Consider the following 22,828-nt stretch of genomic DNA (forward strand, 5'->3'; position numbering starts at 1 on the left):
CCGTTTCGTGCGGTGAAGTTCGGCATCAGATGCCGTCGAAGCCGATGTGGACGGTCTTTTCCTCGGTGTCCCCGTCGAGTCCGGATCGGCCCAGTTCGCGTCCGATACCGCTTCCTGCCCGGCCACCCCAGGGCAACGCTGGGTCCGGAACACCCCATCCGTTGACCCACACCGTGCCCACACGAAGCTTCTCGACTACGGAGTGGACGCGAGAGATGTTCTGCGAGTAAACCATCGCGTTGAGGCCGTAACGCGTGTCGTTGGCTATTCGGACGGCTTCCTCGGTGGTGCGGAATCCGATCACCGTGGCGACGGGCCCGAAGATCTCGTCGCGGGCGATGGTGAGTTCGTTGGTACCGCGGAACACGGTGGGTTGTGCGTAGAAACCGACACCACGCTCACGTTTGCCGCCGCAGATCAACTGTGCGCCCTCGGATATGCCGGAATCGATGTACCCGTTTATGCGGTCGAGTTGCTTCGCGTTGACGATGGTCCCCATCGTGGACCGGTCGTCGAAAGGATCTCCGACCACAGCGCTCTCGGCTGCGGCGACGAGTCCGTCGACGACCTGGTCGATGACCGACTCGTGCGCCAGTACTCGCGTCCCAGCGGCACACACCTGTCCCTGGTGGTAGAAGTTCCCCATCGAGATCCAGGGCATCGCAGCCTCCAGATCCGCGTCCTCGAAGATCAGCTGTGGTGCTTTTCCGCCGAGCTCGAGAACGAGTTTTCGGAAGCTCTCGCCCGCAAAGCTCCGAATCGACCGGCCGACAGCGGGACTTCCGGTGAAGGAGACCTTGTCGACGCCGCCATGACCTGCCAGGGCAGCCCCCGCAACCGGACCGAGGCCGGTGACCACGTTGAGCACTCCGTCGGGAATACCGGCTTCGGTGGCGAGCTCGGCCAATCGCAGCGTCGACAGCGACGCGTCCTCGGCGGGCTTGACCACGACGGTGTTTCCCGCGGCGAGGGCGGGGGCGAGCTTCCAGGCTGCGATCAGGGCCGGGTTGTTCCACGGGGTGATCGCCGCGACGACACCGAGAGGTTGACGCACCGTGTAGCCGAATCGTTGCTGCGGGCCGAAGTTCGGCAAGGACATCGCCGAACCGGAGATCTTGTCGGCCCACCCCGCGAAGTGCCGGAACGCTTCGGCCGCGCAGGGAATGTCGCCGCCGACGGAGTCGCGGTACAGCTTGCCCATCTCGACAGCTTCGAGAGCCGCGAGAGTCTCGGCGTCGGCGTCGATCAGTGCTGCCAACCGGGTGAGGGCCTTTCCTCGTTCTGCGCCGCTGGTACGGGACCACTCGCCGTGCTCGAACTGTTCGCGTGCCGAGCGGACGGCCGCATCGACGTCGTCCTGGCCGGCCGCGGCGATCTCTGCGACCACCTCACCGGTAGCAGGATCGGTCGAGGTGTACGTCGCACCGTCGGCAGCTCCGACACGGGCTCCACCGATGCGGAGCAGCGGCTCCGGTAGATCGAATTCGGGTCGTGTGATGTCGGCCGTGGTCATCGTGACTCTCCTGTGGCTGCGGAATCCTGCGAATCGAAATGTCGTTGCAAGCCGCTCCACGAGGAGTCGTAGTCCGGCTGACGGTGTTTCGCGTTGTAGGCGAAGTCCGTCGTGATCAACGGGAGTCGTGTCTCGAACATGAACGCCAACGAGTTCTCCAACTTCTGCGGTACCAGATCCGCACTCGACGCGGTGTCGAAGGTCTCGAGATCGGGACCGTGGGCGCCCCACATGTTGTGCAGACTCGCCCCGCCGGGGACGAACCCCTCCGCCTTGGAATCATGTTGTCCACGAACAAGGCCCATGAACTCGGTCATGATGTTGCGGTGGAAGTGGGGTGGTCGGAACGAATGCTCGGCAACGTTCCACCGTGGCGGGAAGATGGCGAAGTCGACATTGGCTTGGCCGGGTCGCTCCGATGGAGAGGTGAGTACGGTGAAGATGGACGGGTCGGGATGGTCCCACCCGACGGTGCCCATCGTGTTGAAACGGTTCGTGTCGTACTTGTACGCGCTGTGTGTACCGTGCCACGCCACCACATCCAAGGGCGAGTGATCGTATTCTGCTGCCCAGAGCTGCCCACCGAACTTCTGGATCACCTGCACCTCGTCAGTGCGATCTTCGTAGGCAGCAATGGGATACGAGAAGTCCCGTGCGTGGGCGAGTCCGTTCGACCCGATCGGGCCGAGTTCGGGCAACGCGAAATAGGCGCCGTAGTTCTCGCAGATGTATCCGGCGGCGGAATCATCGTGTAACGACACCCGAAACTTCACCGCACGGGCGATCACGGCGATCTCGCCGGGTACGACGTCCAGGAGTCCGAGTTCGGTGTGCAGCCGGAGGCCACCCGACTGCGGAACCACCAGTAGCTCACCGTCGAGGTCGGCGAAGTACCTGTCGGTCATCGACCTCGTCGCGTGATACATGTGTACCGCGATACCGTTGCGCTCCAGTACATTGCCGTTCGCAGCGATGGTGTGGACACCGTCGAGGAAATCAGCATCGGGCCACGGAGCGTCGAACGGATTCCACCGCAATCGATTGACATCGAGTACCCCGTCGGTGAGCGGAGCCGAACGGAAGAGGCCGTTGTCGATGCGCTCGAATCTCGGATGACGCGCTGACGGGTGGATTCGGTACACCCACGTGCGTCTGTTGATCTCCCGCGGTTCGGTGAACGCCGTACCGGAGAGTTGCTCGGCGTAGAGGCCGTAGGGTGCTCGCTGCGGAGAATTCTGCCCCCAGGGCAAGGCGCCGGGGATCGCCTCGGACTGATGTTCGTTCCCGAATCCCGTGCTGTATTTCAGGGTCTCGGTCATCGTCGCAACGCTCCCTGTGCGTCGAACTCGGCTTCTCGCCCGTCCATCTGGGCGCGGAGCCAACTGCGCCGATGTCGATCGGCGATGTGTTCCATCCGGCGTCCCGCTCTCGGAACAGTCCGCCGGACGAGCTCGAGGACTGTGATGAGGGGGAACCGGGCGATCACGATCAGAATCCACGGAAACGCAGAGGGCATGTCGTACTTCGCACGTGTCGCCGGGCCCATGAACAGCGTGGTGTACGCGCCATAGATTCCGTAGTTGTATCGAGCGCGCATTCGCGCGAGTCCTTTCTGGTGTGGTCTGGGCGCGAAGCTGGCGGGAAAGGACTCGATGAGTTCCTTGCCGTGCACCCCCGCGTCGTAGCTCCGTGCTGCCGAGACCATGGCCGTCATCCGGAGGGAGTCCGCAATGGTCGTCGGGAAGTTGCGCACATCGACACCGAGGAGATGGCCCATGAACTTCTGGAAGTGCAGCAGCGCGCGAATCTCGGTCGGTGTGGTCTGCAGTCCTACCAGTCGGAGCGCCAACGCAGGCACGGTGCTGCCACCCAGCAACGTCAACATCTGATAACCCTGGCTGATCGGGTATCCCCACTTCTCGGTGTCCCATTCCGGGTGGCCGTCGATGCGGCGTCGGACAGCAACGTGCATCACTCGTACCTTCATCGCGGTGGCGCGGCCGGCCGAGCCGATGCGCAGCAACGCTCCCGGCTCCGAGGTATCGACCCAGAACTGGCACGTTTCCAGAAAGCGCCGCAGGGCGTTGTCGCCCGCGTACCCGCCGGCGAGAGACAGCGGGGTCGCGACGGCGGCCTCGGTGTACATCTCCAGAGTGATTCCGCCTGCGACGGCGAACAACATCGTTCCCCAGCGGCGCCAGATGGCGGCGCCCTGTTCGACGAGCTCGGGCCGCACCCAGTCCGGCAGCGTCTCGAACTCGTCGAAGAGCACCCGCATGCTGGCCGGCACGTCGTCGAGCGCGTCGATACCTTCCGTCAGGGCGCGTTCGAGTAGTGCTCGGCCACCCTTCGGATCGGCTGCGAACACGTCGTCGACGAAGTTCTCGGCGACCGTGTCTCCGCGAAACAGGCTGTCGCAGAACTCGGCGGCAACATCGTCACTCGGAAAGATCGACGTGCCGAACACGTGCCTCGCGGCCGACTCGAGTCGAGCGATTCGAGGGTTGCGGCGATGTTCCCAATACGTGAAGGCGGTCGGGACTCGCATCGAGTTCTGGGTGAGCGTCATACGTTCTTCTCCATCCAGGCGCCGCACTCGCCGGTGACGGTGCCGATTCCGTGCGGCTGATCGACGAGATAGTGATTGAGTTCGGGCAGTTCGACCAAGGTGGAATCAGGACTGACATCGTGCATCGCTCGGGCGTCGTCGGCGAAGGCAGCTTGGTCGCCGAGCAGCGAGACGATGAGGGTCGGTGCGTGGATCCTCGGTAGATTCTTCAGCGCGTCCGCCCCGGTGTGATCCGAACTCCATGTGCTGAGCCAACTCCGCACCGACACGAATCGGGCGAGCCCGCCTGCGGCGGTGTTGGCACGTTGCGGATCTCCGTACATGCTTCCCAGCTCTCTGTCGCTGGGATCGAGCGTGAGGTCGACGAACCGAGGATCGGCGACGGTGCGGTGCACCACGAACGCGTGATCCGAAGCGCCTCGTGCGGACAGTGTGTCGAGCTCACGAATCGCCCAGTCGTCGATCCTTCTGATGCGGTCGAGCTGAGCCGCGCGATACTGCTCGACCCAGTCCCGATCCAGGGGGACGGTGCGAGAAGGGTCGTACAGGTCGAGTGCGGGGTCGGTGGAGAACGGATCCGATTCGTCGGTGACCGAGGCGTCGATCCAGTGCCTGAGGACCCTCGCACGTCCGGAATGGGCCCCGACGAGCATCAGGCCATCGGCCGGGACGAGAGGGGGACCGTCGACCTCGACGGTCTGCGTCTCCGCTTGCTCTTGGTAGTAGGTGGACAGCGAACCACCGCCGCTGAAGCCGAGAAGGATCACCTTGTCGAATCCGAGTTCGTCCTTCATCCACCGGACGCCGGATCCGAGGTCGGCGATGGCGCGTTCCATCAGTAGTGCCGGCTCGTTGGAGGTGTATCGCGTGTTGAGTCCCATGATGGGCATGCCGGCCTCGGCGAAGCCACGGAGAAGAAAGTGTGACAGGAAGTCCGAGGTGGGATGTGCGAGCAGGATCCCCACGCTGCGATCGTGGCCCTGCGGCGCAACGAAATTGGCATGCAGGGTGGGGTAATGCCGCGATAGACCCGAGTGCATCTCCACTCGGCCGTCCCGAGCTGGTTCGTACTGAATTCTCTGGAAACTGTCGACGATCACGTCTGGGTCCGCCTCCTTGGACGAATGCGATCCGAGTCACAGAAACGTACCATACTTTGAGGTATGGACAAGGGTGATTTTTCTTGCGCATTCGGCTGCGGAGTCTCCATACTGTGTAGTACGGTCGGATTTCTGCGGACCGGGAAGGTGACGATGTGAGTCAGCGAGAAACAGTGCTGGACAGTGCATCCGAGGAGGATGAGGACACTCCGGAGCGGGAACCGAGCGAGCTCGAATCTGCCTCGTCGAAGCCCGCGAGGCAGGTGCGTCGTGGGGCGGTGGGGGCTGCGGTGCTCGCCGTGGTGGCGCTCGGCGCAACGGCTGGAGTGCTGCTTCACCAGCATCGCGCGTTCGAGTCCGCGCACGACCTCGAGCAGCGCTATCTGCAGGCCGCACGACAGAGTGTGCTCGACTTGACGACCATCTCGGCCGCCACTGTCGACGACGATGTCGCGCGGGTGCTCGACCGGTCGACAGGAACGTTTCGTAACCAGTTCGCCGAACGCTCGGACGATTTCGTCTCGGTGGTGGAGCAGGCCGATGTCCGGGCGACGGGATCGATCACCGAAGCGGGTATCGAGAACTCCGACGACAGTGCCGCGAGTGTCCTCGTGGCGGCGACCTCCAGCGTCACCAATTCTTCCGGGGCGCAGGAGGAACCGCGAGTATGGCGGCTTCGAATCACGCTCGACAACGAGGACGGGACGATTCTGGTCTCCGATGTGGAGTTCGTGCCATGATCGGTCGTCGAGCATTCGCAGTGGGCCTGTCGCTGGTACTCGTCGGTGCGGGGGCGTCGACCGCCTCCCTGTACGCGCAGACCCGTACGGACGAGCTACTGTCCCAGTCACGCTCAGCGATCGGTGACGCGGCCGACGACGGTGCCGTCGCCGTGCTGTCCTACAGGGCGGATTCGGTGGACGCCGATATCGAGCATGCAGCGTCGTTCCTCACCGGAGATTTCCTGAGCTATTACAGTGCGTTCGGTGCAGAATCGATCGCTCCTGCGGCCAAGGAACGCGGAATCATCTCCAGCGCAACGGTCTCGGCGAGCTCGATCGTGTCCTCGTCGGAGGATTCCGCCGTTGCACTGGTCTTCGTGAACCAGAACATCACCTCGACCGACGCTCCCGATCCGAAGGCGGCGTCGAGCAGCCTTCGGATCGAACTCGATCAGGTCGACGGCCGATGGTTAATCTCGAAGCTGGATCCGATCTGACGGGCGGTCATTCTCCGTCCGGGACGAGCAGCCCGTCCAGTGTCTCGGGCAGGGCGTCGAGTCCACCGTCGACATACCGGCGTCCGTCCCCGGCGATGTAGGAACCGTCGGTCGGGTCGTAGTCTCCGGTGGACGCCACCGGGTCTCGACACAGTTCCACCGTGGCTGCGCGTCGTCCCGGGAACTCCATACACGGGAGGTTTCGCGCGCCGCGGACCGCGGTGGGGTCGGCTGGATCGATCTTGCAGTACAGGCCCTTCGGGGTCGGAATCGTATCTACCTCGGTGGGTGATCGGCGTTCGGACGCAGGCAGGAATCCGGTGGTGCACGGAGGCGGGTCGTTCACCTGGGCGGCGAAGAAGGTGTTCTGACCGGGCTCTCCCGACTGGGAATTCAGCATCCCCGTTCCCTGGGTCGCTGCGATGAGCGGCGGGTACAGCACCAGAATCTGCTCGATCGAAGGATTGTACACCGCCGCAACCTGTTCCACGGTGGTCAGGTTCTCCAGCAGAAGTGGAAGGGTCGGCTGCAACTGTTGAAACAGGGCGGTCACCTCCGTTGCCATCGGCGTGCCCTTGTCCACGAGGGCGCGCACCGACCCATCGTGGTCGCGGAGCGTCCCCGTGACTCCGGTGAGCGACGCTGCCCAGGCCTTGATCGACTCACTGCTCGCGGCGGTTGCTGCCAGGACGGGGTCGGCTTCGTCGATGAGCGCGATGATCGACGATGTGTCGGCGTTCGCGTCGGCGGTGAGAGTTCGAAGCGAATCGAGTAGCTGGGATACGTTTGCTCCGTTGTTTCCCAGTGCGGCAGCGCTTTCGTCGAGCACGCTGCGTAGGTTGTCCGAGCCGATGGATGCCAGCGCAGACTGCAGGAGATCGATCGTCGGGCCCACCTGCTCGGGAACGGAGGTTCGGTCCTTCGAGATCACCGCGCCGTCGGACAGGTACGGGCCCTCGTCGGAGCTCGGCACCATGTCGATGTACTGCTCTCCGATTGCGGACATCGAGTGCACCTCGGCCGTCGTGTCTGCGGGAACGTCGACATCGGATTCCAGGGACACCACCGCTCGCGCGCCGGTACCGAGGGTTGTGAGCTCGACGACCCGTCCTATCTCGGAACCGCGATAGGTGACGTTCGCACCGGTGTAGAGGCCGGCGCCGTCGGCGAGCTCGACCGCGACTCGATAGCGGCCGATACCGACCTGCTCCGGCACGCGGGCGAAATAGGTTGCCGTGGTGGCGGTGGAGACGACGCCGACGGCCAGGATGATCCAGAGCTTGCGATGGAGCGTTGTCTTCGACGTCATGGGTTGCCTGCCGGTGGGATGAGGAGGTCGGTGGTCGACGGAATCGTCGGCGACGGAGTGGGTGCGAACGAGCCGAGTGCGCCTTCGAGCGGTGTGCCGAGAAACAGGGCGTTGTCGAGAGTGTCGAGCCGAAGATCGAGAGTCACCTCGCCGTTGGCGTAGTCGCCGCGTACCGCGTTCTGATAAGTGTCGATCGGGAACGGGTAGGTGAGCAGGTAACGGAAGGCGTCCGTCAGGGACGTCCCGGAATCTGCCAGTGAGGCAAGCACAGGACGCAACTCCTGCAGCTCGGCCACCAGATCGCCTCCGGTGTCGTCGACGATCTTCTCGGCCGTGGTACCCAGTCGGCCCAACGAGGTGAGTGCGGCGGTCAAGTCCTGCCGGCTGTTCGACAGTACGGTCAGCGCGGGGCCGAGCGTGGTCACGGCGTCGGCGAGCACCTGGTTCTGATCGGCGACGTCGGCGGCGAATCGATCGAGGTTGTCTATCGTCCGCTCGATGTTCGCCTGCTGTTCGACGAGTCCGCCGAGGAGAGCGTTCAATCGATCGATCACGGACCGCACCGATTCCGGTCGTCCGCCGATCGCGGCATCCAGTTCGTTCACGATGTCGCCGAGTTGGGGGAGTCCACCGCCGTTCAGTACGAGCGACAGCGACGACAGGGTCTGCTCGGTGGTGGGATACGCACCGGCGCGATCCAGTGGGATGACATCGCCGTCGGCGAGCCGGCCGGTCGGTGCTTGGGCAACGGGTGGCGACAGTTCGATGTGCGTCGATCCGAGAAGGCTGGTCTGACCGACCGCTGCGACGGCGTTCGCCGGCAGGTCGACGCCCTGGTCGAGGTGAACGGTGACGACGGCGTGGCCGTCGTCGAGTTCGATGTCCGCGACGCGGCCCACGGTGACGTCGGACGCGAGCACTCGCGAATTGCGATCGATGGTGGACACGTCCGGCATCTCGATGGTCACCGAATACGCTCCTTCCCCTTCTCCTGTGGTGCCGGGGAGCGGAAGTGAATTGAGGCCCTGCCAGCCGCAGCCGGACGTCAGCAGCGCGAGTGCGAGCACCACTGCCTGCCGAGGCCCGATTCGTCGTGTCGTCATCGATCACCTCCGGGAAGCAACAGATCCGTCAGCGACGACGGCGACGGTGCCGGCGTCGGCGCGGGGGTGGCCGGTTTGAGGTCGGGTTCGCTGTAGACCAGCTGATCCGGCAGTGCGCCGACACCGTGAATCGGGTTGGTGGACAGAGGAAGGTAGTCGAACGCCAGCGTCTTCAGCAGGGGACCGAGGTACTGCACGCACAGATTCGCTCCTTCCTGAGCACCGACATCCTCGGCTGCGGCGATGGCCGAGCAGATGAAGTCCATCGGATTCGCGAAGTTGTTGGGCGCGAGCGCGGAAACTATCGCGTTGTGTGCGGGCTGGTAGATGTTGTTCAGATTCGACAACGCGGTCGGGGCCACATGGAGGATCTGGGCGATTCCGTCACGCTGCGAGGCGAGTTCGCCCACGACGGTCTGCAGGCTGCGGAGTGTGTCGTCCAGACCGTCGCGATTGTCGGCGACGAACCTCTGCACATCGCCGACGGCGAGGTCCAGAGACGTCAACGCGGTGCCGATCTGCTCGGAGTTGTCGTCCAGGACAGCGGTGATCGATGCCATCGAATCGTTGAAGTTCACGATCTGTTGCCCGCTAGCGGACAGTGCGGACACGAACACCTGCAGGTTGCGCACGACGGCGAACAAGTCGGTTCGACCGTCGGACAACGTCTGCAACGCGTCCGAGAGTTGAGCGACAGTCGCTCCGAGGTTCTGCCCCTGCCCCCTGAGGTTGGTATCGGCGGCGTCGACGAGGGCTCCGAGAGGTGCTCGGCCGTCGGGCGCAGCGGTTCCCACCGCGTCCGCCAATCGAGACAGCTGAGCTTTGATCTGGTCCCACTCGACCGGTACCGCGGTGCGCGACATCGGGATGTGCTGCCCGTCGACCATCGTCGAGCCTCCGGTGTAGGGCGGAGTGAGCTGTACGAAGCGACTGGCGACAAGACTGTGCGAGACGATGACCGCCAGGGCGTCGGCCGGCACAGAGTAGGACGAGTCGATCTGTAGCTCGACGTCGGAGTGGTCACCTCGTGGTTCGATCGAGCCGACGGTTCCGACGTCGACACCCATGACTTTCACGTCGTCGCCGACGTACAGTCCAGTGGTACTGGGGAACTGGGCGATGATGGTCGTGGTGTTCAGTGCAGGGACGACGGTGTAGGACACCGCGGCCAGAATCGCCAGACCGATCCCGATGGCCGCGAGTTGCCATCGCCTGACCGTCATCGGGGTGCTCCGTCGATGGCGGACAGTGGGTTGACACTGGCGGATTCACCGGGGGCGGGGCCGAGTCCGAGCGCGGCACGGATGAACGGTGAAATGATCTGGCCAGGGATCAGGTTCTGAATGTACGAGTTGAAGAACGGTCCGCTCGACACCGCCTCGCCGAGTTGAGTGATGTACGGGCCCAGATTCTCGATGGCCGTGCCGATATCGGCTCTGTTCTGCTCCAACACCTCGAGTACCGAATCCAGCGATGCCAGCGTCGATCCCAGTTGCGCCTCGTTGTCCGCGACCAGCCCACTCAAGTGCCGGGCGAGCTCGGTGACGCTGTCGAACAATCGATCCACGACGGCTCGTCGACGGTCGAGTTCGCTCAGGATGGTGTTCGCGTCGGTGACGAGGATGCCGATCTGTTCACTCCGGGTGGCGAGTACTCCGGTGACCTGTTCCGCCGCTGACAGCAAGGACCGCAGAGAGTCGTCGCGCGAGGCGATGCTCTGGGAGAGTCGGCCCACTCCGTCCACTGCCGCAGCGAGATCCGCGGGGGTCTGCTCGAGCACCTCGGTGCTCACGCGCATGGCGTCGGTCAGTCCGTCGGTGTCGAGTTCGGTGACGTCGTCGGTAAGGTCACCCAGCGCATCGGTCAACTGGTAAGGACTCGATGTGTGATCCAGTCCGATCCGAGAGCCTGGGCTCAGCCGTCCACCGGCACCGGGATCGACACTCAGATTCTTCGTGCCCAGCACAGTCTGTGTCGGTATGGCCAGGCGTGCATCGTCGTGGAGTTCGACCCCGCCGCCTACGGTGAATGCGATGACCACTGTGTCCGCATCGATCTCGATATCGGTGACCTCGCCGACGACGATTCCTGCCACTTCGACATCGGCTCCGGTCACGAGTCCGCCGGTGTCTCGGAACACGCCGCTGTAGGCAGCGCTCGCCGACAGAATCGGCAAGGACGACACGTTCGTCGCCACCACTGTCACCAGTACCGCGAGGACGGTGCCGACTATGCCGAGCCGCACGGTGTTGCGCTCGCGTACACGCTGATTCATCGTGGTGCGCACCTTCCCGTCTCCTGTCCGATCAGCGGCGTGGTGAGGCCGCCGCCGTCGGGAGTGTCGATCTTCAGCTTGATGCCGCAGAGGTAGTAGTTGAAGAAGTTGCCGTAGGCACCGAGTCGGCTGAGCGCGGCGTAGGTGTCGGGGAGGCGCGAGACGATGCTCCCGATGCTGTCCTTCTGCGAATCCAGTTGCACAGCAGTTTGATCGAGTTCGTCGAGTGTCGACTGCAAGGGCGGTCTGGCCACGGTCAGCAAGTCGGCCACGGTTGTCGCAGACGAATCGATCTCCGTCAGGGCGGTACCCCATGCCGCGCTGTCGGCAGCGAGGCCGGTTGCCAAGTTCTGTGCCCGATCGAGTGCGGTCGACACGACATCCTTCTGGTCGGTCAACGTTGTCAGCGTGGTGTCCAGGTTGGTGATCACCCGTCCGATCACCTCGTCTCGACCGGCGAGTGTGGTGGTCAACGTGGCGGTGTGGGCGAGCAGGGATGCGATCGAACCGCCCTGTCCCTGGAGAGCAGCGACGAGTTCGGCGGTCAGATCGTTGACCTTGGACGGATCGACGGAATCGAACAGGGGCTCGAAGCTTCCGATGAGTTGGTCCAGATCCAGAGCGGGTGAGGTTCTTTCGAGGGGGATCGTCGAGTTGTCGCCCAGAGGTTCGGCCTCACCGGCGCCGTCGGCCAGTTCGAGATAGCGGTCGCCGACGAGATTCTGGTACCGGACGGTGGCAGTGGTCGACGAGGTGACCACGTAACCGGGCCCCACGTCGATGCCGACCTCCGCGTGGTGGTTGTCCACGATGGCTACTTCCGAGACCTTTCCTACTTCCACCCCTGCCACCCGTACGAAGTCACCGCTGCGCAGACCCGACGCGCTGGTGAAGACGGCGCGGAAGGATGTGGTCGACTCGAACCGGACCTGTCCGAACACCACGACCAGGCACGCGAGGACTGCGGTCATCACGACCACGAAAACGACCAGCTTGATCGTGCTCGTTGTGCGGTTCATCGGGTGCCACCCGGTGCAGCGAGCCCGCCGGGCAGAAAATCCAGTAGCGAGCCCGGCGATACAACCGGGCCGGTGTTGCCCGCACGGAACGGGTTCGATCCGGTGTCGGCAACCACGTACGGGGTCGGCACGGCGTCGTCGGGCACGATGGGCAGTGCGCCGCATCGCGGGCCACCCGACGCGGCAACGCGGGGGAGATCCGACTCGGGCCTGTAGGGCGGGATTCCGAACAATACGGTGCTGTTGAGCAGCATGGTGCGTCCGTTTCCGCCGGACACCTCCTCTGCCCCCACCCGGGCTCGGTCCGCGCCCTGCAGGAAGCAGGTGAACTGGGGTGAGTATTCCTCCAACAGTTCGGTTGTCGGCTTCAGCTCGTGCACGGTACTCGAGATTCTTCCGGCATTGTCCGTCAGGACTCCGTTGCCCACATCGGCCATCCCGATGACACCGAGCAGGACGGCGTCGAGGGCGTCGGCTTCGTCGACGAGAGTGCGCCCGGTGGTCGTCAGGTTGCGCAGATCGGTCAGTACATCCGGTGCCGCACCTGCGGCGGTGTCGCTCACGGTCGATCCGGAGTCGATATCGCGTTGCAGGGTCGGAATTCGAGGTTCGACGGCAGCGAGGAGTGCGTTCGTGTCGTCCAGGCTCCGTCCCAGGTCGCTGCCGCGCCCACCGAGTGCCGTGGCCAACGTCGTGAGGGTGGCGTTGAGCTTGTCCGGTTCCACTGCCGACAGAACCTGGGTGAGCGATTCGAAAACGGTGTTGACCTCCACGGTCACCGAGGACGAGTCGATGACAGCGCCGGAGGCAATCGGCGTCGTCGACGGATCGGCCGGTTCGGTGAGTGTGACGAACTTCGAACCGAAGATCGTGGTGGCGGCGATGTTCGCTTCCACGTTCTCGGGTATCGATTGTGCTGCATCGCTGTTCAATCGCAGTTGGACGACGGCACCGTCTGCGTCCCGATCGACGACGTCGACGGCCCCAACTTCCACCCCGTGCATCTTCACCAGGGCACCTGCTTGCATGACGAGACCGCTACGGTCGGATCTCAGTGTCACCCGCGTCGGTGGATCGACGGCGTCCTGCGCGGCACCGGTGAAGGCGAGGTAGGTGGCGGCGACTGCGACGGCGATCGTGGTCGCCAGAACCACAGCCGCCAGGCGGGGTGCGCCGGGTCCAGTGCTGTTCACGTCGGACATCTCATCCCGCCAGGTGCACTGATCGGGAATTGCCGTAGAGGGCAAGTGAAATCATCAACGTGACCATGACGACGGTGATGAGCGAGAGTCGAACAGCGCGACCGGTTGCGGTCCCGACTCCCGCCGGCCCACCGGATGCGGTGTAGCCGTAGTAGGTGTGAATCAGCATCACCGCGGTGGCCATCACGAACACTTGAAGGAAGGACCACAGCACGTCCGAGGGGACGAGGAACGTGGAGAAGTAGTGATCGTAGACGCCACCCGATTGGCCGAGAACGACCACGGTGGCTATGCGGCTCGCCAGAAAGGAGGTGATGAGAGACAGGGAGTACAGGGGCAGGACTGCGATCATGCCGGCGAGCACACGAGTTCCGACCAGGTACGGAACCGATTTGATAGCCATCACTTCGAGCGCGTCGATCTCTTCGCTGATACGCATCGCGCCCAACTGGGCGGTGGTACCGGCGCCGATCGTTGCGGCAAGGCCGACGCCTGCCGTAATCGGAGCCACGACTCGCACGTTGACGTATGCGGCGAGGAATCCGGTGAGCGCGTCGACTCCGATGTTTCCCAGTGAATCGAATCCCTGGACGGCAACGGTGGCACCGGCGAAGAGAGTGAGGAATCCCAGTACGACGATGCTTCCGCCGACTGCCGCGAGAGCCCCTGTGCCGAGACTGATCTCGGCAAGTACACGGAGTGTCTCGGCGCGGTAGTCGCGCGCGGCCTTGCCCGTCGACGCGAGGGCGCGTCCGAAGAACAGTGCCAACTCGCCGACGTCGTCGATCCCGCGAACGACACTGCGCACACGGTTACTCACTCGGATCGACATATCGAAGCCCATCGCTTGTCACCGGTCACTCAGAGCGAGGCCGACGGATGTCAGTGCGAGATTGACGAGAAACAGTGCGACGAAGGAGAACACGACGGTTTCGTTGACCGCCTCGCCGACACTCCTCGGCCCACCGACGACCGACAATCCGCGGTAGCAAGCGATCAGCGCGGCCAACAAGCCGAACAGGGCTGCCTTGATCTCGGACAGGACCAGTTCCGGGAGACCGACGAGCAGGGTGATGCCGGATACGTACGCACCGGGCGTGACGTCCTGTAGGTACACCGAGAAGAAGAAGCCCCCGACGAGGCCGATGGTGCAGACGGCACCGTTCAGCAATGTTGCGATCAGAGTGCAGGCAACGACGCGGGGGACCACGAGCCGATGAACGGGGTCGATACCGAGAACTTCCATCGCCGCGACTTCCTCGCGGATGGTGCGTGAACCGAGGTCGGCGGCGATCGCGGTCGCCGCAGCGCCCGCGACGACCAGGACGGTCACCAGGGGTCCGATCTGGGTCACCGCGCCCAGGCCCGCTCCCGCACCGCTGAGGTCGCTTGCCCCGAGTTCGGAGAGCAACGAGTTGAGGGTGAACACGACCAGGACTGTGAACGGAATGGACATCAGGATCGTGGGCAGTAGTGACACCCGAGCGATGAACCAGCTCTGGTCCACGAATTCTCGCCACTGAAAGCCTCTGCGGCCCAGAGCTACTGCGGTGTCCAGGGCCAAGCCGTAGAACTCGCCGACCGAGGACGTCGCAGCGACGGTAGCGCGGGCAGCGCTCCGAAGAGCCTGCGTCACGGCACTATCCGGTACTTGAGCATCATGTCGTGGTCCTCGTGGTCGAGGAGATGACAGTGCCAGACGTAGCCTTGAAGGTCACCGGCGGATTCCCCGGAATGGTCGATTCCGTTGTGGACCTCGTGCATGGGGTCGTGATGGTTGTCGTGATCGGTGCTCGGCTGTGCGGCAGCGGCCGGTCGGGGGAAGGTGGCGTCGGGGTCGAAACCCAGTTCCTCGGCCGTCGGGAAACGTACGACGATGCGCGTGACCGTCCCGCCGTCGACTCTCACCGTGTCCTTCCAACCGGCCTCCCACGGTGCAGGCGGGGTCATCGGTCCGCCGAGGAAGCCTTCCGGATCAGGGGTCCATTTGATTCCGATGGCAGGCTGCGGATTCGCGATCTGGTAATCGACGGTGCGCAGTGGGGTGCGACCCACGATCCGGAAGGTGACGAGGTGGATGTGAATCGGGTGTGGATCGGGCGTGATGTTGACGATGTTCCACTGCTCGACGGTGCCGGGTCGCGGCATTTCGATGTCCGGGTCGCTGTAGCGAAGATTGTTCAGCGACATGATGGCCGGTGGATTGCGTAGTGCGTAGGGCTGGCTGACGGTGACGGTACGAATCTTCGTCGGCTGCTGGATGGGTCCGATCGGTGCAGGCCCTCGACCGCCGCGCAGCGACGTCGGTATCCCACCGGTGAATCCGCGTGCAGTACCGACACGGAAACGACAGAACAGCGGCATGGTGACTGCCCCGATGACGGCCGCCTGGAAGGGCGGAGCCTCGTCGTTTCTCAATTCGACCGTCTGGCCCGCGTCGTAATCGGAGAAGTCGACGAGCACGTCGTATCTCTCGCCTGGAGCGACCCTGATCGACGTCACGGGCACGGGAGCGTCGAGCAATCCGCCGTCGTTGCCGATGACCCAGAACTTCATGTGGTTCTCGAAGTGGAGGTTCCACACGCTGTACGAGGCGGCGTTGATCATCCGAAAGCGGTACAGCCCTCGGGCAACGGTGAGTTCAGGCCAGATCATGCCGTTGACGAGCCCGACGTCTCCGACGGCTCCACCTTCCCACGAACCCTCCGGCACGATGCGAGTCGATCGGATGCTCAGGTGGCTGCCCTCGCGAAAGATTTTCTCCTGCATGACCAGTGGCATCTCGAACTCACCGGCGGGCAGTCCGAGGGGATTGTCGGTACGACCGGTGTCGAAACGATCTCGGAGCAAGTACATCCCGGCCAGGCCCGCGTAGACGTTGACACGGGTGATTGCCATCGCGTGATCGTGATACCAGAGTGTTGCCGCTTCCTGCCTGTTGGGGAAGTGATGGACGATGCTTCCTCCGGGGACCGTGAGCTGCTCCGGATTGCCGTCGCTGTCCGGTGGCGTCACGCCGCCGTGAAGGTGCAGCGACATCGGGGTCGAGGTACGGAAACTCTCGGTCACACCGTGCAGCGAGGTGTCCATGTCCTGAGCCATGGGGTGCAGGGTCATGGTGTTGGTGAATCGGAGGGTCAGCGGATCGTCGGCGTGCGCTTCGATGATGGGCCCGAGGTAGCCGGGTCGCGCGTTCGGTCCGCAGTGATATGCCAGGGCGGGGACCTCGGGCATGTCGGCATGAAATCTGTGCATGGCAGACACCGCGTCGACCGAGAGAGTGGATCCCGACACCGTAGGCAGCGTCGGTAGCGCATCCCGGAACGGAGTCACGTCGGGCGAGTGGAACAGCAGCGGACTCTCGAACGTGTCGCCGGCGGGTGAGGTGAACGCGCGGGAGGCGCTGACGCCGCCGAGAGCCACTGCCGCGGTGCCCACACCCAGCGCTCGGAACAGGGTGCGGCGGGTCATGTCCTGCGCCATGTGTGAGGAGCCTTTCGCACGGTCCGATGATGTGACACGCACCATACCGCACTGTATGGTGTGGTCAGTCGATTTCGACGAATCCGCAGATCGGAGACCAATGAGGCTGCGTGAGAACGCCTGTCGAGCACTACGTGGAATGGTTGCGATCTCGATCGCTGTCGCCGCAGTCCTGAACGTCGAGGCTGCGACGGCATCCGCCTCTCCGGCGGCGTGCGAGACGCCCACCGTCCTCGTGCACGATCTCGCGTCCTCGGAGCGCGAGTGGGACGGGTGGCTCGACGACCTGGACAGGCGTGGGTTGTGTGCGTTCTCGTTCACCTACGGCAATTCGGATGCATCGGTTCTGTTGCAGCAGGCTGGGCTCGCGGTGGCCGGTCTGACCAGCATCGAGGACTCGGCACTCGAGTTCGGCGCATTCGTCGCCTCCGTCCGTGAAAGAACCGGGGCCGAGCGAGTGCAGGTTCTCGCCCGCGGTGCAGGCGGTCTGGTGGCTCGGCAGTGGATTGCGCATTCCGATGCGCAGGACGTCCGCGCACTGGTAACGGTGGGGCCGCTGTGGAACGGGACCGATCTCGCCGGGCTCGGCAGTCTGGCTGCGTTCAATCGGAGCATCGGGATCTACGACGCTCTCGCCGCCCTGGAGAAGCCTCTGCTCGAACCGATCTGTGCCGCATGCGGTCAGATCGTCGCCGATTCCGGCTACATGCACGACGCTGCTCGTACTGGATGGGTGTCGCCGGGAGTGCGGTACGTCAACGTGATCTCGCTGTCGGACGGGCTCATGACCGATCCGCTCGTGGCCGCAGTGCCCGGCAGCGAGAATCTCGTCGTCCAGGATGTGGACCCGGCGGACCGGACCGATCACCTGCACATGACGAACGGTCCACTCGTACGTCGGTTGGCCCTCGGCGGCCTCACCGCCGGATGACGGCGCCGGATCGTACGATCGAAGGGCGTACGCCGCCCCGACAGCGAGGAGTTCACTCTGATGGCAGGCACACCCAGGTCGGCTTCAACGCGCCGTGCACCCGCAAAGAAGGCAGCGGGTGCAAAGACCGGGACCAAGCCGACGCGTCGGACAACACGCCTGTCGGTCGACGACTGGATCGACGCCTCGTTCGAACTGATGGCGACCGACGGCGTGTCCGGTGTGAAGATCACCAAGCTGTGCGAACGCCTCGAGGTCACCAAAGGGAGCTTCTACTGGCATTTCGCCGACATAGACAAGCTGATGGAAGCGATCGCGGACAAGTGGTGCGACACCCAGAACGACACGGTGCGCGGATTGAAGGGGCTCGAGACCGTCGAGGTCGAACAGCGCTTGCAGATCATGGCCGAACTGTTGATCGACCAACGCACGTGGGCAGTGGAGTCGGCCGTCCGGGATTGGGCTCGCAACTACGGCAAGATCGCCGACGCCGTGCGCGAACTGGACAATCGAATCTTCGAGGTCGTACAGCGCTCCTTGCTCGATCTCGAATTCGACCCGGACGAAGCGCGGCTCCGGGCAGGCATTCTCGTGTACTCGGGCATCGGCTTCGTTCACGCTCGGGGCTCCCTGCCCACCCCGACAGCTGCGGAAGTACATGCAATGTTCGAGCTGCTCACACGGCACTGAAACCGGCTCATCCCACTCGACGGAGGCACCTCTGCTCGGAGAATATTCGCCTGACGACTCGAATACGCTGCCAATGGATGGTTTTCGAGTTCTGGAGCTGGGTAACTACATCGCCGGGCCCACAGCCGCGCATGCTCGCGGATTTCGGTGCCCAAGTGATCAAGGTGGAGCGCGTCGTCGACCGGGGCATGGGCTCACCGGTCATGGGTGAGGTGGACGACCCGCACGAGCACGTCGAGTTGTGCGGGACGGTAGAGATCTGCAACCGATGGATAAACGGCGCTGTCCACTACGTCCGGTGCAGCGGTGATGTGTGACTCTCGGTTGAGGAGCCAGGGGTAGTCCTCCAGGTGCCGGCCGAGTAGCACCGCCATTCTCTCGGCGAGATCCTGGCGGACGCTGTCGCTCGAGCTTTCCGGTAGTTGCTCGTATTCGCGGTCCACATCGGTCTGTGCGACTTCGATCATTGCGCGAATGTCGTCCAACGCATCGTCGTCGAAGTACTGCGCCACTATCGTCAGCAGGGCTCGGTCCGGAGCAGGCAATCGGTCGGCGACAGAACCGAATCCGGCGGGAACGTCGGACTTAGCACCCTCACTCAGGGTGGCCGCCAGTCGTTCGCGAGCGCGCTGTAATTGCTCGATGGCGGCCACCAATTCTTCGTCGAGAGTCTGGAGCGCGCTGTCGGGCCCATCGATCGAATCGATCTGTGTGAGGGGAACACCGAGCTCTCGGTAGCGTCGGATCCGAAGAACACGCACGAGGTGCCCAGCGCGGTATTGCTTGTATCCGTTGCTCGACCGCTCGGGTTCCGAGAGCAAACCCAGGCGGTGGTAGTGACGGATGGTGTTGACGGTCGTGCTTGCGAGCTCCGCGAGTTCACGTGTACTCCAAGCCATATCGACCCTCCTCACGTGATGCAGCGCGCATCCTCATCGGGTACCTGCAGGTTGATCAGGTAATCGGACACTATGCCATCGACACACGCATTCGTGCCCTGCCCGACGATGCCATGCGCGCCGCCCTCGACGGTGAGCAGAGAACTTCCCAGTGAATCGGCGAGGCTGACGCCACCGGAGTGCGGGGTCGAGGGGTCGCGCGTCGTGGATACGACCAGGGTGGGGGGTAGACCGTCGACGTCCTGCGCGTACGGAAAGCCGAGCGTCGGCTCCGCGGGCCAGTGCTCACACGCATCGCGGGCACCGTCGGCGACATCGACACCGGGATCCATGAACGGCGCCAGGTCGTACGTCCGGCGTCGTAGTTCGGCGCTTCGAGTTGGCGTCAGACGATCGAGATCCATGCAGTTGATCGCGTAGTTCGCTTCCGTGAAGTTGGTCCACTGGCCCGCTGCGCTGCGACCCCCGAAAGTGTAGAGCAGCTGCATCAGACCGTCGCCCCGCCCTCGGGCGAGTTCTGCGAGACCGTCGACGATAATCGGCCACGTATCCGGCGCGTAGAGCCCCGAGATGACGCTTCCGATTGCATCGTCGAAGCTCAACGTCGTGTCCAGAGCAGGAACAGGCTCGGTGCGCAGTGGCCTTACGAGCTCCTGAAACCTCAGGGTCGCCCGTGCTGGATCGTTACCCAGGGGGCACTCGAAACGGGCCGCACATTCGGTGGCCAAGCCGTCGAACGCTTGTTGAAACCCTCCGTAACTACTGAGCACTGCTTCGTGGCCGTCGAGGCGAGGATCGACAGCTGCGTCGAACAGCAGTGCGCGCACGCGGTCGGGAAATTGTTCCGCGTATACCGCTCCCAATCTTGTGCCATAACTCTGACCGAAGTAGGTCAACTTGTCCTGGCCGAGTGCTGCTCGCAGAACATCCATGTCCCGCGCCGTGTCTCGGGTCCCGACGTGCGCGAGGGCATCGACACCGCCCGACCTCTCGGCGCACTTGTCCATGATCGCTTGCGTGTCATCGCTGGTGAATTCTACTGTCGTACCCAGCGATCCGAGCGGAACAGTACCTGCATCCGCTTCTTCGTCGCTGTAGCAATCCACGGCCGGTTGTGAGGCACCGACACCGCGCGGATCGAATCCGACGATATCGAAATTCTCGGTGATTGGGCTTTCGACAAGCCCTAAGGCGGTCAAGATAGCCCCGACGACGCCTGACCCGCCCGGCCCGCCTGGATTGATCACCAGCGGCGTACGGGGTCCGTCACCTCGGGACGGCACGCGCGATACCGCGATCTCGGCGATATCGTTCTCTGAGTCGTCGTAGTCGAGTGGCACCTCGAGACGCGCACACTCGAGCCCGGGAACGATGTCCATGGCCTTGGTCTCCTCGTCGGTGCTCGCGTAGTCGGTTCCGCAGGCGCCCCAGGCCAACTGCTGCTGGTAGAAGCGATCCAGCGCAGCGTCGTCTGCGACCTGCTTCCCTTCGGGTCTCGTATTCGATGTGCATGCAACGAGCACTGCCACTGCCAGAGCCACCGATCCCGCAGCTTTCACTGCACGTTGTTGTTTCGTTCCAAGCATCAATTGTCCTCATCGTCGACGGCGGTGCGAAAACGACACCGCGGTCCATCCGACACTGTGTTCTCGGAACAGGCTCAAGTGATCGGTCTCGAAGAGTAGGCAAACAAATGGTCCGGCACCTAGCATTCAACGTCGTACGGGTTGCTGCTCGCCTTCTCCTCTAGTGAATCGGACAATGCCCAACCACACGAATGAACGACGATTCGCTCTCGACTTCGGACAACTAGTGCTCCGGGACCTTGTGTCCGGGAACGATCCCGTCGTGACGGCTTGGACTGTCCTTCAGGTGCCGGAGGGGTGGCAGATCGATGTGTTCCTGCATTCACCGCTTCGCCACCATGGGTTGATCGTTGCACTGTCCGCAACAGTCCCGGCGTTCGATGCCGATCTCGGAATGGACATCGAGACCTACGCGATCATTACCAGCGCGGGGATTCTCGAGTCATTCGACTGCGATACCCCTCGGACGAATCCTCGAATGCAGTACCGCGCCCCGGCGGGTTGAATAATCAACGCGTCATTGCTTCGCCGAAGCGTGCGCAGTCAACTACCGAACGTGCGCGCAGGCGTCGGAGAAGGAATGGGTTTTCATGCGGTTGAGATGGCGGATGTGCGTCGTGCTGTCTCTTGCATGCCTAGCGCTGGCCTCCTGTGCTTCTCCTGAGCCCGGTGAGCAGCTGGCGGTCGATGAGGATCAAATTAGAAACTATCTGGAAGCAGATGGATTCACTGTTCCGAGGGGATTCGAATTCGCAGAGGCATTCGTGTTCTGGGAGTTCGTCGGTGCGCCCGCGTGGTCTGCTCGATACGAGGCGGACGCGGCGTTCGGTGATGCATCGACCGTAGCGGCGGCGAATCCGAATTTTCCCCCGATGGAGCCGGTCGGGTGCGGGACGGTGCCCCCTGGAAAGTGGTCTTCCGTGGGATTCGAATGCCGGTCTGGAGCTCTGTCCACACGGTATCCCGCCTCCGGCGGCATGGATTCGATGACCATTGTGCTGACGCAGGACGATGAAAGTGCGCAGCTCTACATGTACAGCGCGGGCCACTGACTGCTGGACTACGAGTTCACCGCCGAGCCAGGCGGGTGCGCGCCCAGAACCAGACCAGAGGGCCGAACACGGGAATTGCCAGTGTGAGTAGGCACCACCAGAACGCGCTGCCCTTTCGGGAATGATGCGTACTCAGGATGGACACCCACGCAACGATGGTCAACGACAAGCACGCCAACACAATTGCAGCCCAGAGTAAATCGATGCCGAGGGGCAATGTGGGGTTGATGTCTGCGCTCCTTACATCCCGACACTTTAGTCGCACGAGCCCCGTTCGCACACAGTGTCGGCAACGTCAGCCGGCGGTCCATCGCGTCCCGTGCTCGCAGCCCCCAACGGTTGATGTCCTCCTGCGACGTCAATTGAATGTGGCGGCCTTCCGCAGGTCACCCTAACGTCCTCGGACGTCAGAAGGGTGGTGGTTTCTTTCGTTCGCGGAGGTGTTGGATGGTGTTGTGTTGTCGTAGTTTTCGGCGGAGGAGTCGGATTCGGGTGCGGGCGGTGTCGGTGGGTGCGTGTCGGAGGTCGGCGGTGGTGGGTTCGGGTGTGGTGGGGGGCATGTGTTGTTCCCACCAGGTGGGTGTGGTGGTGTCGGGTTCGGGGAGGGGTCGTCGGTGTCGGTGTCGGCGGGTGCGTGCGGTGGTGGGGCATCCGAGTTCGGGGAAGGTGAGGGTGCGGATGCCGGTGGTGTGGGTCCAGAGGATGATGCCGCCGGCGAGGTAGGCGACGGTGGCTGCGTTGGCGGTTTTGTGTTTGTGGTGGGCGGTGCAGACGGGGTGGAGGTTGGTCTCGATGGTCCATCCGCCGCGGTGGGGGGTGTGGTGGTCGTAGGGGACGATGTGGTCGAGTTCGCAGTCGGTGGAGGGGACGTCGCACAA

Annotated in this window: 21 protein-coding genes and 1 pseudogene; 5 read left to right on the top strand and 17 right to left on the bottom strand. The window is 63.6% G+C overall.

Going from position 1 to position 22,828, the window contains the following annotated elements; genetic code table 11:
- Nucleotides 1-25: 25 nt before the first annotated feature.
- Genes CH290_RS24410 through CH290_RS24425 form a run of 4 tightly spaced genes read right to left on the bottom strand, consistent with a single transcriptional unit; the run spans nucleotide 26 to nucleotide 5,182 of the window.
- Nucleotides 26-1,513 (bottom strand): aldehyde dehydrogenase family protein, encoded by a 1,488-nt coding sequence (locus CH290_RS24410; RefSeq protein ID WP_033189275.1) that lies wholly within the window; start codon nucleotides 1,511-1,513, stop codon nucleotides 26-28.
- Nucleotides 1,510-2,832 (bottom strand): homogentisate 1,2-dioxygenase, encoded by a 1,323-nt coding sequence (hmgA, locus tag CH290_RS24415; protein WP_033189274.1) that lies wholly within the window; start codon nucleotides 2,830-2,832, stop codon nucleotides 1,510-1,512. Before hmgA ends, CH290_RS24410 begins: the two co-directional genes overlap by 4 nt.
- A complete protein-coding gene (locus CH290_RS24420; RefSeq protein WP_020111835.1) occupies nucleotides 2,829-4,082 on the bottom strand; it encodes an oxygenase MpaB family protein in 1,254 nt (417 codons plus the stop codon). The genes hmgA and CH290_RS24420 overlap by 4 nt, the downstream gene beginning before the upstream one ends.
- The gene (locus CH290_RS24425; RefSeq protein WP_033189273.1) at nucleotides 4,079-5,182 is read right to left on the bottom strand and encodes an alpha/beta hydrolase; all 1,104 of its coding nucleotides are present in this window, start codon (nucleotides 5,180-5,182) and stop codon (nucleotides 4,079-4,081) included. The genes CH290_RS24420 and CH290_RS24425 overlap by 4 nt, the downstream gene beginning before the upstream one ends.
- Before the next feature lie 155 nt (nucleotides 5,183-5,337).
- Between CH290_RS24425 and CH290_RS24430 the strand changes: the two genes are divergently transcribed.
- Both CH290_RS24430 and CH290_RS24435 read left to right on the top strand, forming a co-directional pair.
- Complete coding sequence (locus CH290_RS24430; RefSeq protein WP_230620981.1) at nucleotides 5,338-5,922, top strand: Rv1363c family protein; 585 nt, start codon at nucleotides 5,338-5,340, stop codon at nucleotides 5,920-5,922.
- Complete coding sequence (locus CH290_RS24435; RefSeq protein WP_033189271.1) at nucleotides 5,919-6,401, top strand: Rv1363c family protein; 483 nt, start codon at nucleotides 5,919-5,921, stop codon at nucleotides 6,399-6,401. The genes CH290_RS24430 and CH290_RS24435 overlap by 4 nt, the downstream gene beginning before the upstream one ends.
- 7 nt (nucleotides 6,402-6,408) lie before the next feature.
- On the opposite strand, the gene CH290_RS24440 is transcribed toward CH290_RS24435, so the two are convergent.
- From CH290_RS24440 to CH290_RS24480, 9 genes are read right to left on the bottom strand one after another with little or no spacing between them, the layout of a single operon-like run.
- On the bottom strand, nucleotides 6,409-7,710 hold the full coding sequence (locus CH290_RS24440; RefSeq protein WP_020111838.1) for an MCE family protein: 1,302 nt from the start codon (nucleotides 7,708-7,710) through the stop codon (nucleotides 6,409-6,411).
- Nucleotides 7,707-8,813, bottom strand: a complete 1,107-nt coding sequence (locus tag CH290_RS24445; RefSeq protein ID WP_033189270.1) for an MCE family protein — start codon at nucleotides 8,811-8,813, stop codon at nucleotides 7,707-7,709. The genes CH290_RS24440 and CH290_RS24445 overlap by 4 nt, the downstream gene beginning before the upstream one ends.
- Nucleotides 8,810-10,036: an MCE family protein gene (locus tag CH290_RS24450; protein WP_033189269.1), complete on the bottom strand. Its 1,227-nt coding sequence runs from the start codon at nucleotides 10,034-10,036 to the stop codon at nucleotides 8,810-8,812. Before CH290_RS24450 ends, CH290_RS24445 begins: the two co-directional genes overlap by 4 nt.
- Nucleotides 10,033-11,088 (bottom strand): MCE family protein, encoded by a 1,056-nt coding sequence (locus CH290_RS24455; protein ID WP_230620980.1) that lies wholly within the window; start codon nucleotides 11,086-11,088, stop codon nucleotides 10,033-10,035. Before CH290_RS24455 ends, CH290_RS24450 begins: the two co-directional genes overlap by 4 nt.
- Complete coding sequence (locus CH290_RS24460) at nucleotides 11,085-12,107, bottom strand: MCE family protein (protein ID WP_033189267.1); 1,023 nt, start codon at nucleotides 12,105-12,107, stop codon at nucleotides 11,085-11,087. Before CH290_RS24460 ends, CH290_RS24455 begins: the two co-directional genes overlap by 4 nt.
- A complete protein-coding gene (locus tag CH290_RS24465) occupies nucleotides 12,104-13,309 on the bottom strand; it encodes an MCE family protein (protein ID WP_033189266.1) in 1,206 nt (401 codons plus the stop codon). Before CH290_RS24465 ends, CH290_RS24460 begins: the two co-directional genes overlap by 4 nt.
- Before the next feature lies 1 nt (nucleotide 13,310).
- Nucleotides 13,311-14,141, bottom strand: a complete 831-nt coding sequence (locus CH290_RS24470) for an MlaE family ABC transporter permease (RefSeq protein WP_020111844.1) — start codon at nucleotides 14,139-14,141, stop codon at nucleotides 13,311-13,313.
- 18 nt (nucleotides 14,142-14,159) lie between these two features.
- Nucleotides 14,160-14,945: an MlaE family ABC transporter permease gene (locus tag CH290_RS24475; RefSeq protein ID WP_033189265.1), complete on the bottom strand. Its 786-nt coding sequence runs from the start codon at nucleotides 14,943-14,945 to the stop codon at nucleotides 14,160-14,162.
- Nucleotides 14,942-16,792 (bottom strand): multicopper oxidase domain-containing protein, encoded by a 1,851-nt coding sequence (locus CH290_RS24480; protein WP_033189554.1) that lies wholly within the window; start codon nucleotides 16,790-16,792, stop codon nucleotides 14,942-14,944. The genes CH290_RS24475 and CH290_RS24480 overlap by 4 nt, the downstream gene beginning before the upstream one ends.
- Nucleotides 16,793-16,931: 139 nt before the next feature.
- Between CH290_RS24480 and CH290_RS24485 the strand changes: the two genes are divergently transcribed.
- Together CH290_RS24485 and CH290_RS24490 are read left to right on the top strand one after the other, a co-directional pair.
- Complete coding sequence (locus CH290_RS24485; protein WP_094620604.1) at nucleotides 16,932-17,723, top strand: esterase/lipase family protein; 792 nt, start codon at nucleotides 16,932-16,934, stop codon at nucleotides 17,721-17,723.
- Nucleotides 17,724-17,783: 60 nt separating this feature from the next.
- Complete coding sequence (locus tag CH290_RS24490) at nucleotides 17,784-18,413, top strand: TetR/AcrR family transcriptional regulator (RefSeq protein WP_033189263.1); 630 nt, start codon at nucleotides 17,784-17,786, stop codon at nucleotides 18,411-18,413.
- A gap of 194 nt (nucleotides 18,414-18,607) precedes the next feature.
- Here the strand turns inward: CH290_RS24490 and CH290_RS24495 are convergent, their stop codons facing one another.
- The gene (locus tag CH290_RS24495; protein ID WP_019667558.1) at nucleotides 18,608-19,312 is read right to left on the bottom strand and encodes a helix-turn-helix domain-containing protein; all 705 of its coding nucleotides are present in this window, start codon (nucleotides 19,310-19,312) and stop codon (nucleotides 18,608-18,610) included.
- 11 nt (nucleotides 19,313-19,323) lie between these two features.
- Complete coding sequence (locus tag CH290_RS24500) at nucleotides 19,324-20,898, bottom strand: alpha/beta hydrolase (RefSeq protein ID WP_033189262.1); 1,575 nt, start codon at nucleotides 20,896-20,898, stop codon at nucleotides 19,324-19,326.
- Between the two features lie 262 nt (nucleotides 20,899-21,160).
- Here CH290_RS24500 and CH290_RS24505 point away from each other — a divergent pair, with 262 nt between their 5' ends.
- Nucleotides 21,161-21,403, top strand: a complete 243-nt coding sequence (locus tag CH290_RS24505; protein WP_230620979.1) for a hypothetical protein — start codon at nucleotides 21,161-21,163, stop codon at nucleotides 21,401-21,403.
- A gap of 563 nt (nucleotides 21,404-21,966) precedes the next feature.
- Here CH290_RS24505 and CH290_RS31190 read toward each other — a convergent pair.
- Together CH290_RS31190 and CH290_RS24520 are read right to left on the bottom strand one after the other, a co-directional pair.
- Nucleotides 21,967-22,230 carry a PLDc N-terminal domain-containing protein gene (locus CH290_RS31190; protein ID WP_080748714.1) on the bottom strand — a complete coding sequence of 88 codons (264 nt, stop codon included), beginning with the start codon at nucleotides 22,228-22,230 and terminating at the stop codon, nucleotides 21,967-21,969.
- Between the two features lie 127 nt (nucleotides 22,231-22,357).
- A pseudogene (locus CH290_RS24520) lies at nucleotides 22,358-22,828 on the bottom strand (HNH endonuclease signature motif containing protein); the annotation flags it as partial.

Source organism: Rhodococcus sp. 06-156-4, from assembly GCF_002259345.1.
Taxonomy (GTDB): Bacteria; Actinomycetota; Actinomycetes; order Mycobacteriales; family Mycobacteriaceae; genus Rhodococcoides; species Rhodococcoides fascians_E.

What these genes read in the sequence shown, in the direction of transcription:
- CH290_RS24410 (WP_033189275.1), bottom strand. Translation starts at nt 1,513, where the DNA reads ATGACCACGGCCGACATCACACGACCCGAATTCGATCTACCGGAGCCG.
- CH290_RS24495 (WP_019667558.1), bottom strand. Translation starts at nt 19,312, where the DNA reads ATGGCTTGGAGTACACGTGAACTCGCGGAGCTCGCAAGCACGACCGTC.
- CH290_RS24455 (WP_230620980.1), bottom strand. Translation starts at nt 11,088, where the DNA reads ATGAATCAGCGTGTACGCGAGCGCAACACCGTGCGGCTCGGCATAGTC.
- CH290_RS24480 (WP_033189554.1), bottom strand. Translation starts at nt 16,792, where the DNA reads ATGGCGCAGGACATGACCCGCCGCACCCTGTTCCGAGCGCTGGGTGTG.
- hmgA (WP_033189274.1), bottom strand. Translation starts at nt 2,832, where the DNA reads ATGACCGAGACCCTGAAATACAGCACGGGATTCGGGAACGAACATCAG.
- CH290_RS24440 (WP_020111838.1), bottom strand. Translation starts at nt 7,710, where the DNA reads ATGACGTCGAAGACAACGCTCCATCGCAAGCTCTGGATCATCCTGGCC.
- CH290_RS24500 (WP_033189262.1), bottom strand. Translation starts at nt 20,898, where the DNA reads ATGCTTGGAACGAAACAACAACGTGCAGTGAAAGCTGCGGGATCGGTG.
- CH290_RS24420 (WP_020111835.1), bottom strand. Translation starts at nt 4,082, where the DNA reads ATGACGCTCACCCAGAACTCGATGCGAGTCCCGACCGCCTTCACGTAT.
- CH290_RS24485 (WP_094620604.1), top strand. Translation starts at nt 16,932, where the DNA reads ATGGTTGCGATCTCGATCGCTGTCGCCGCAGTCCTGAACGTCGAGGCT.
- CH290_RS24490 (WP_033189263.1), top strand. Translation starts at nt 17,784, where the DNA reads ATGGCAGGCACACCCAGGTCGGCTTCAACGCGCCGTGCACCCGCAAAG.
- CH290_RS24470 (WP_020111844.1), bottom strand. Translation starts at nt 14,141, where the DNA reads ATGTCGATCCGAGTGAGTAACCGTGTGCGCAGTGTCGTTCGCGGGATC.
- CH290_RS24445 (WP_033189270.1), bottom strand. Translation starts at nt 8,813, where the DNA reads ATGACGACACGACGAATCGGGCCTCGGCAGGCAGTGGTGCTCGCACTC.
- CH290_RS24465 (WP_033189266.1), bottom strand. Translation starts at nt 13,309, where the DNA reads ATGTCCGACGTGAACAGCACTGGACCCGGCGCACCCCGCCTGGCGGCT.
- CH290_RS24450 (WP_033189269.1), bottom strand. Translation starts at nt 10,036, where the DNA reads ATGACGGTCAGGCGATGGCAACTCGCGGCCATCGGGATCGGTCTGGCG.
- CH290_RS24460 (WP_033189267.1), bottom strand. Translation starts at nt 12,107, where the DNA reads ATGAACCGCACAACGAGCACGATCAAGCTGGTCGTTTTCGTGGTCGTG.
- CH290_RS24435 (WP_033189271.1), top strand. Translation starts at nt 5,919, where the DNA reads ATGATCGGTCGTCGAGCATTCGCAGTGGGCCTGTCGCTGGTACTCGTC.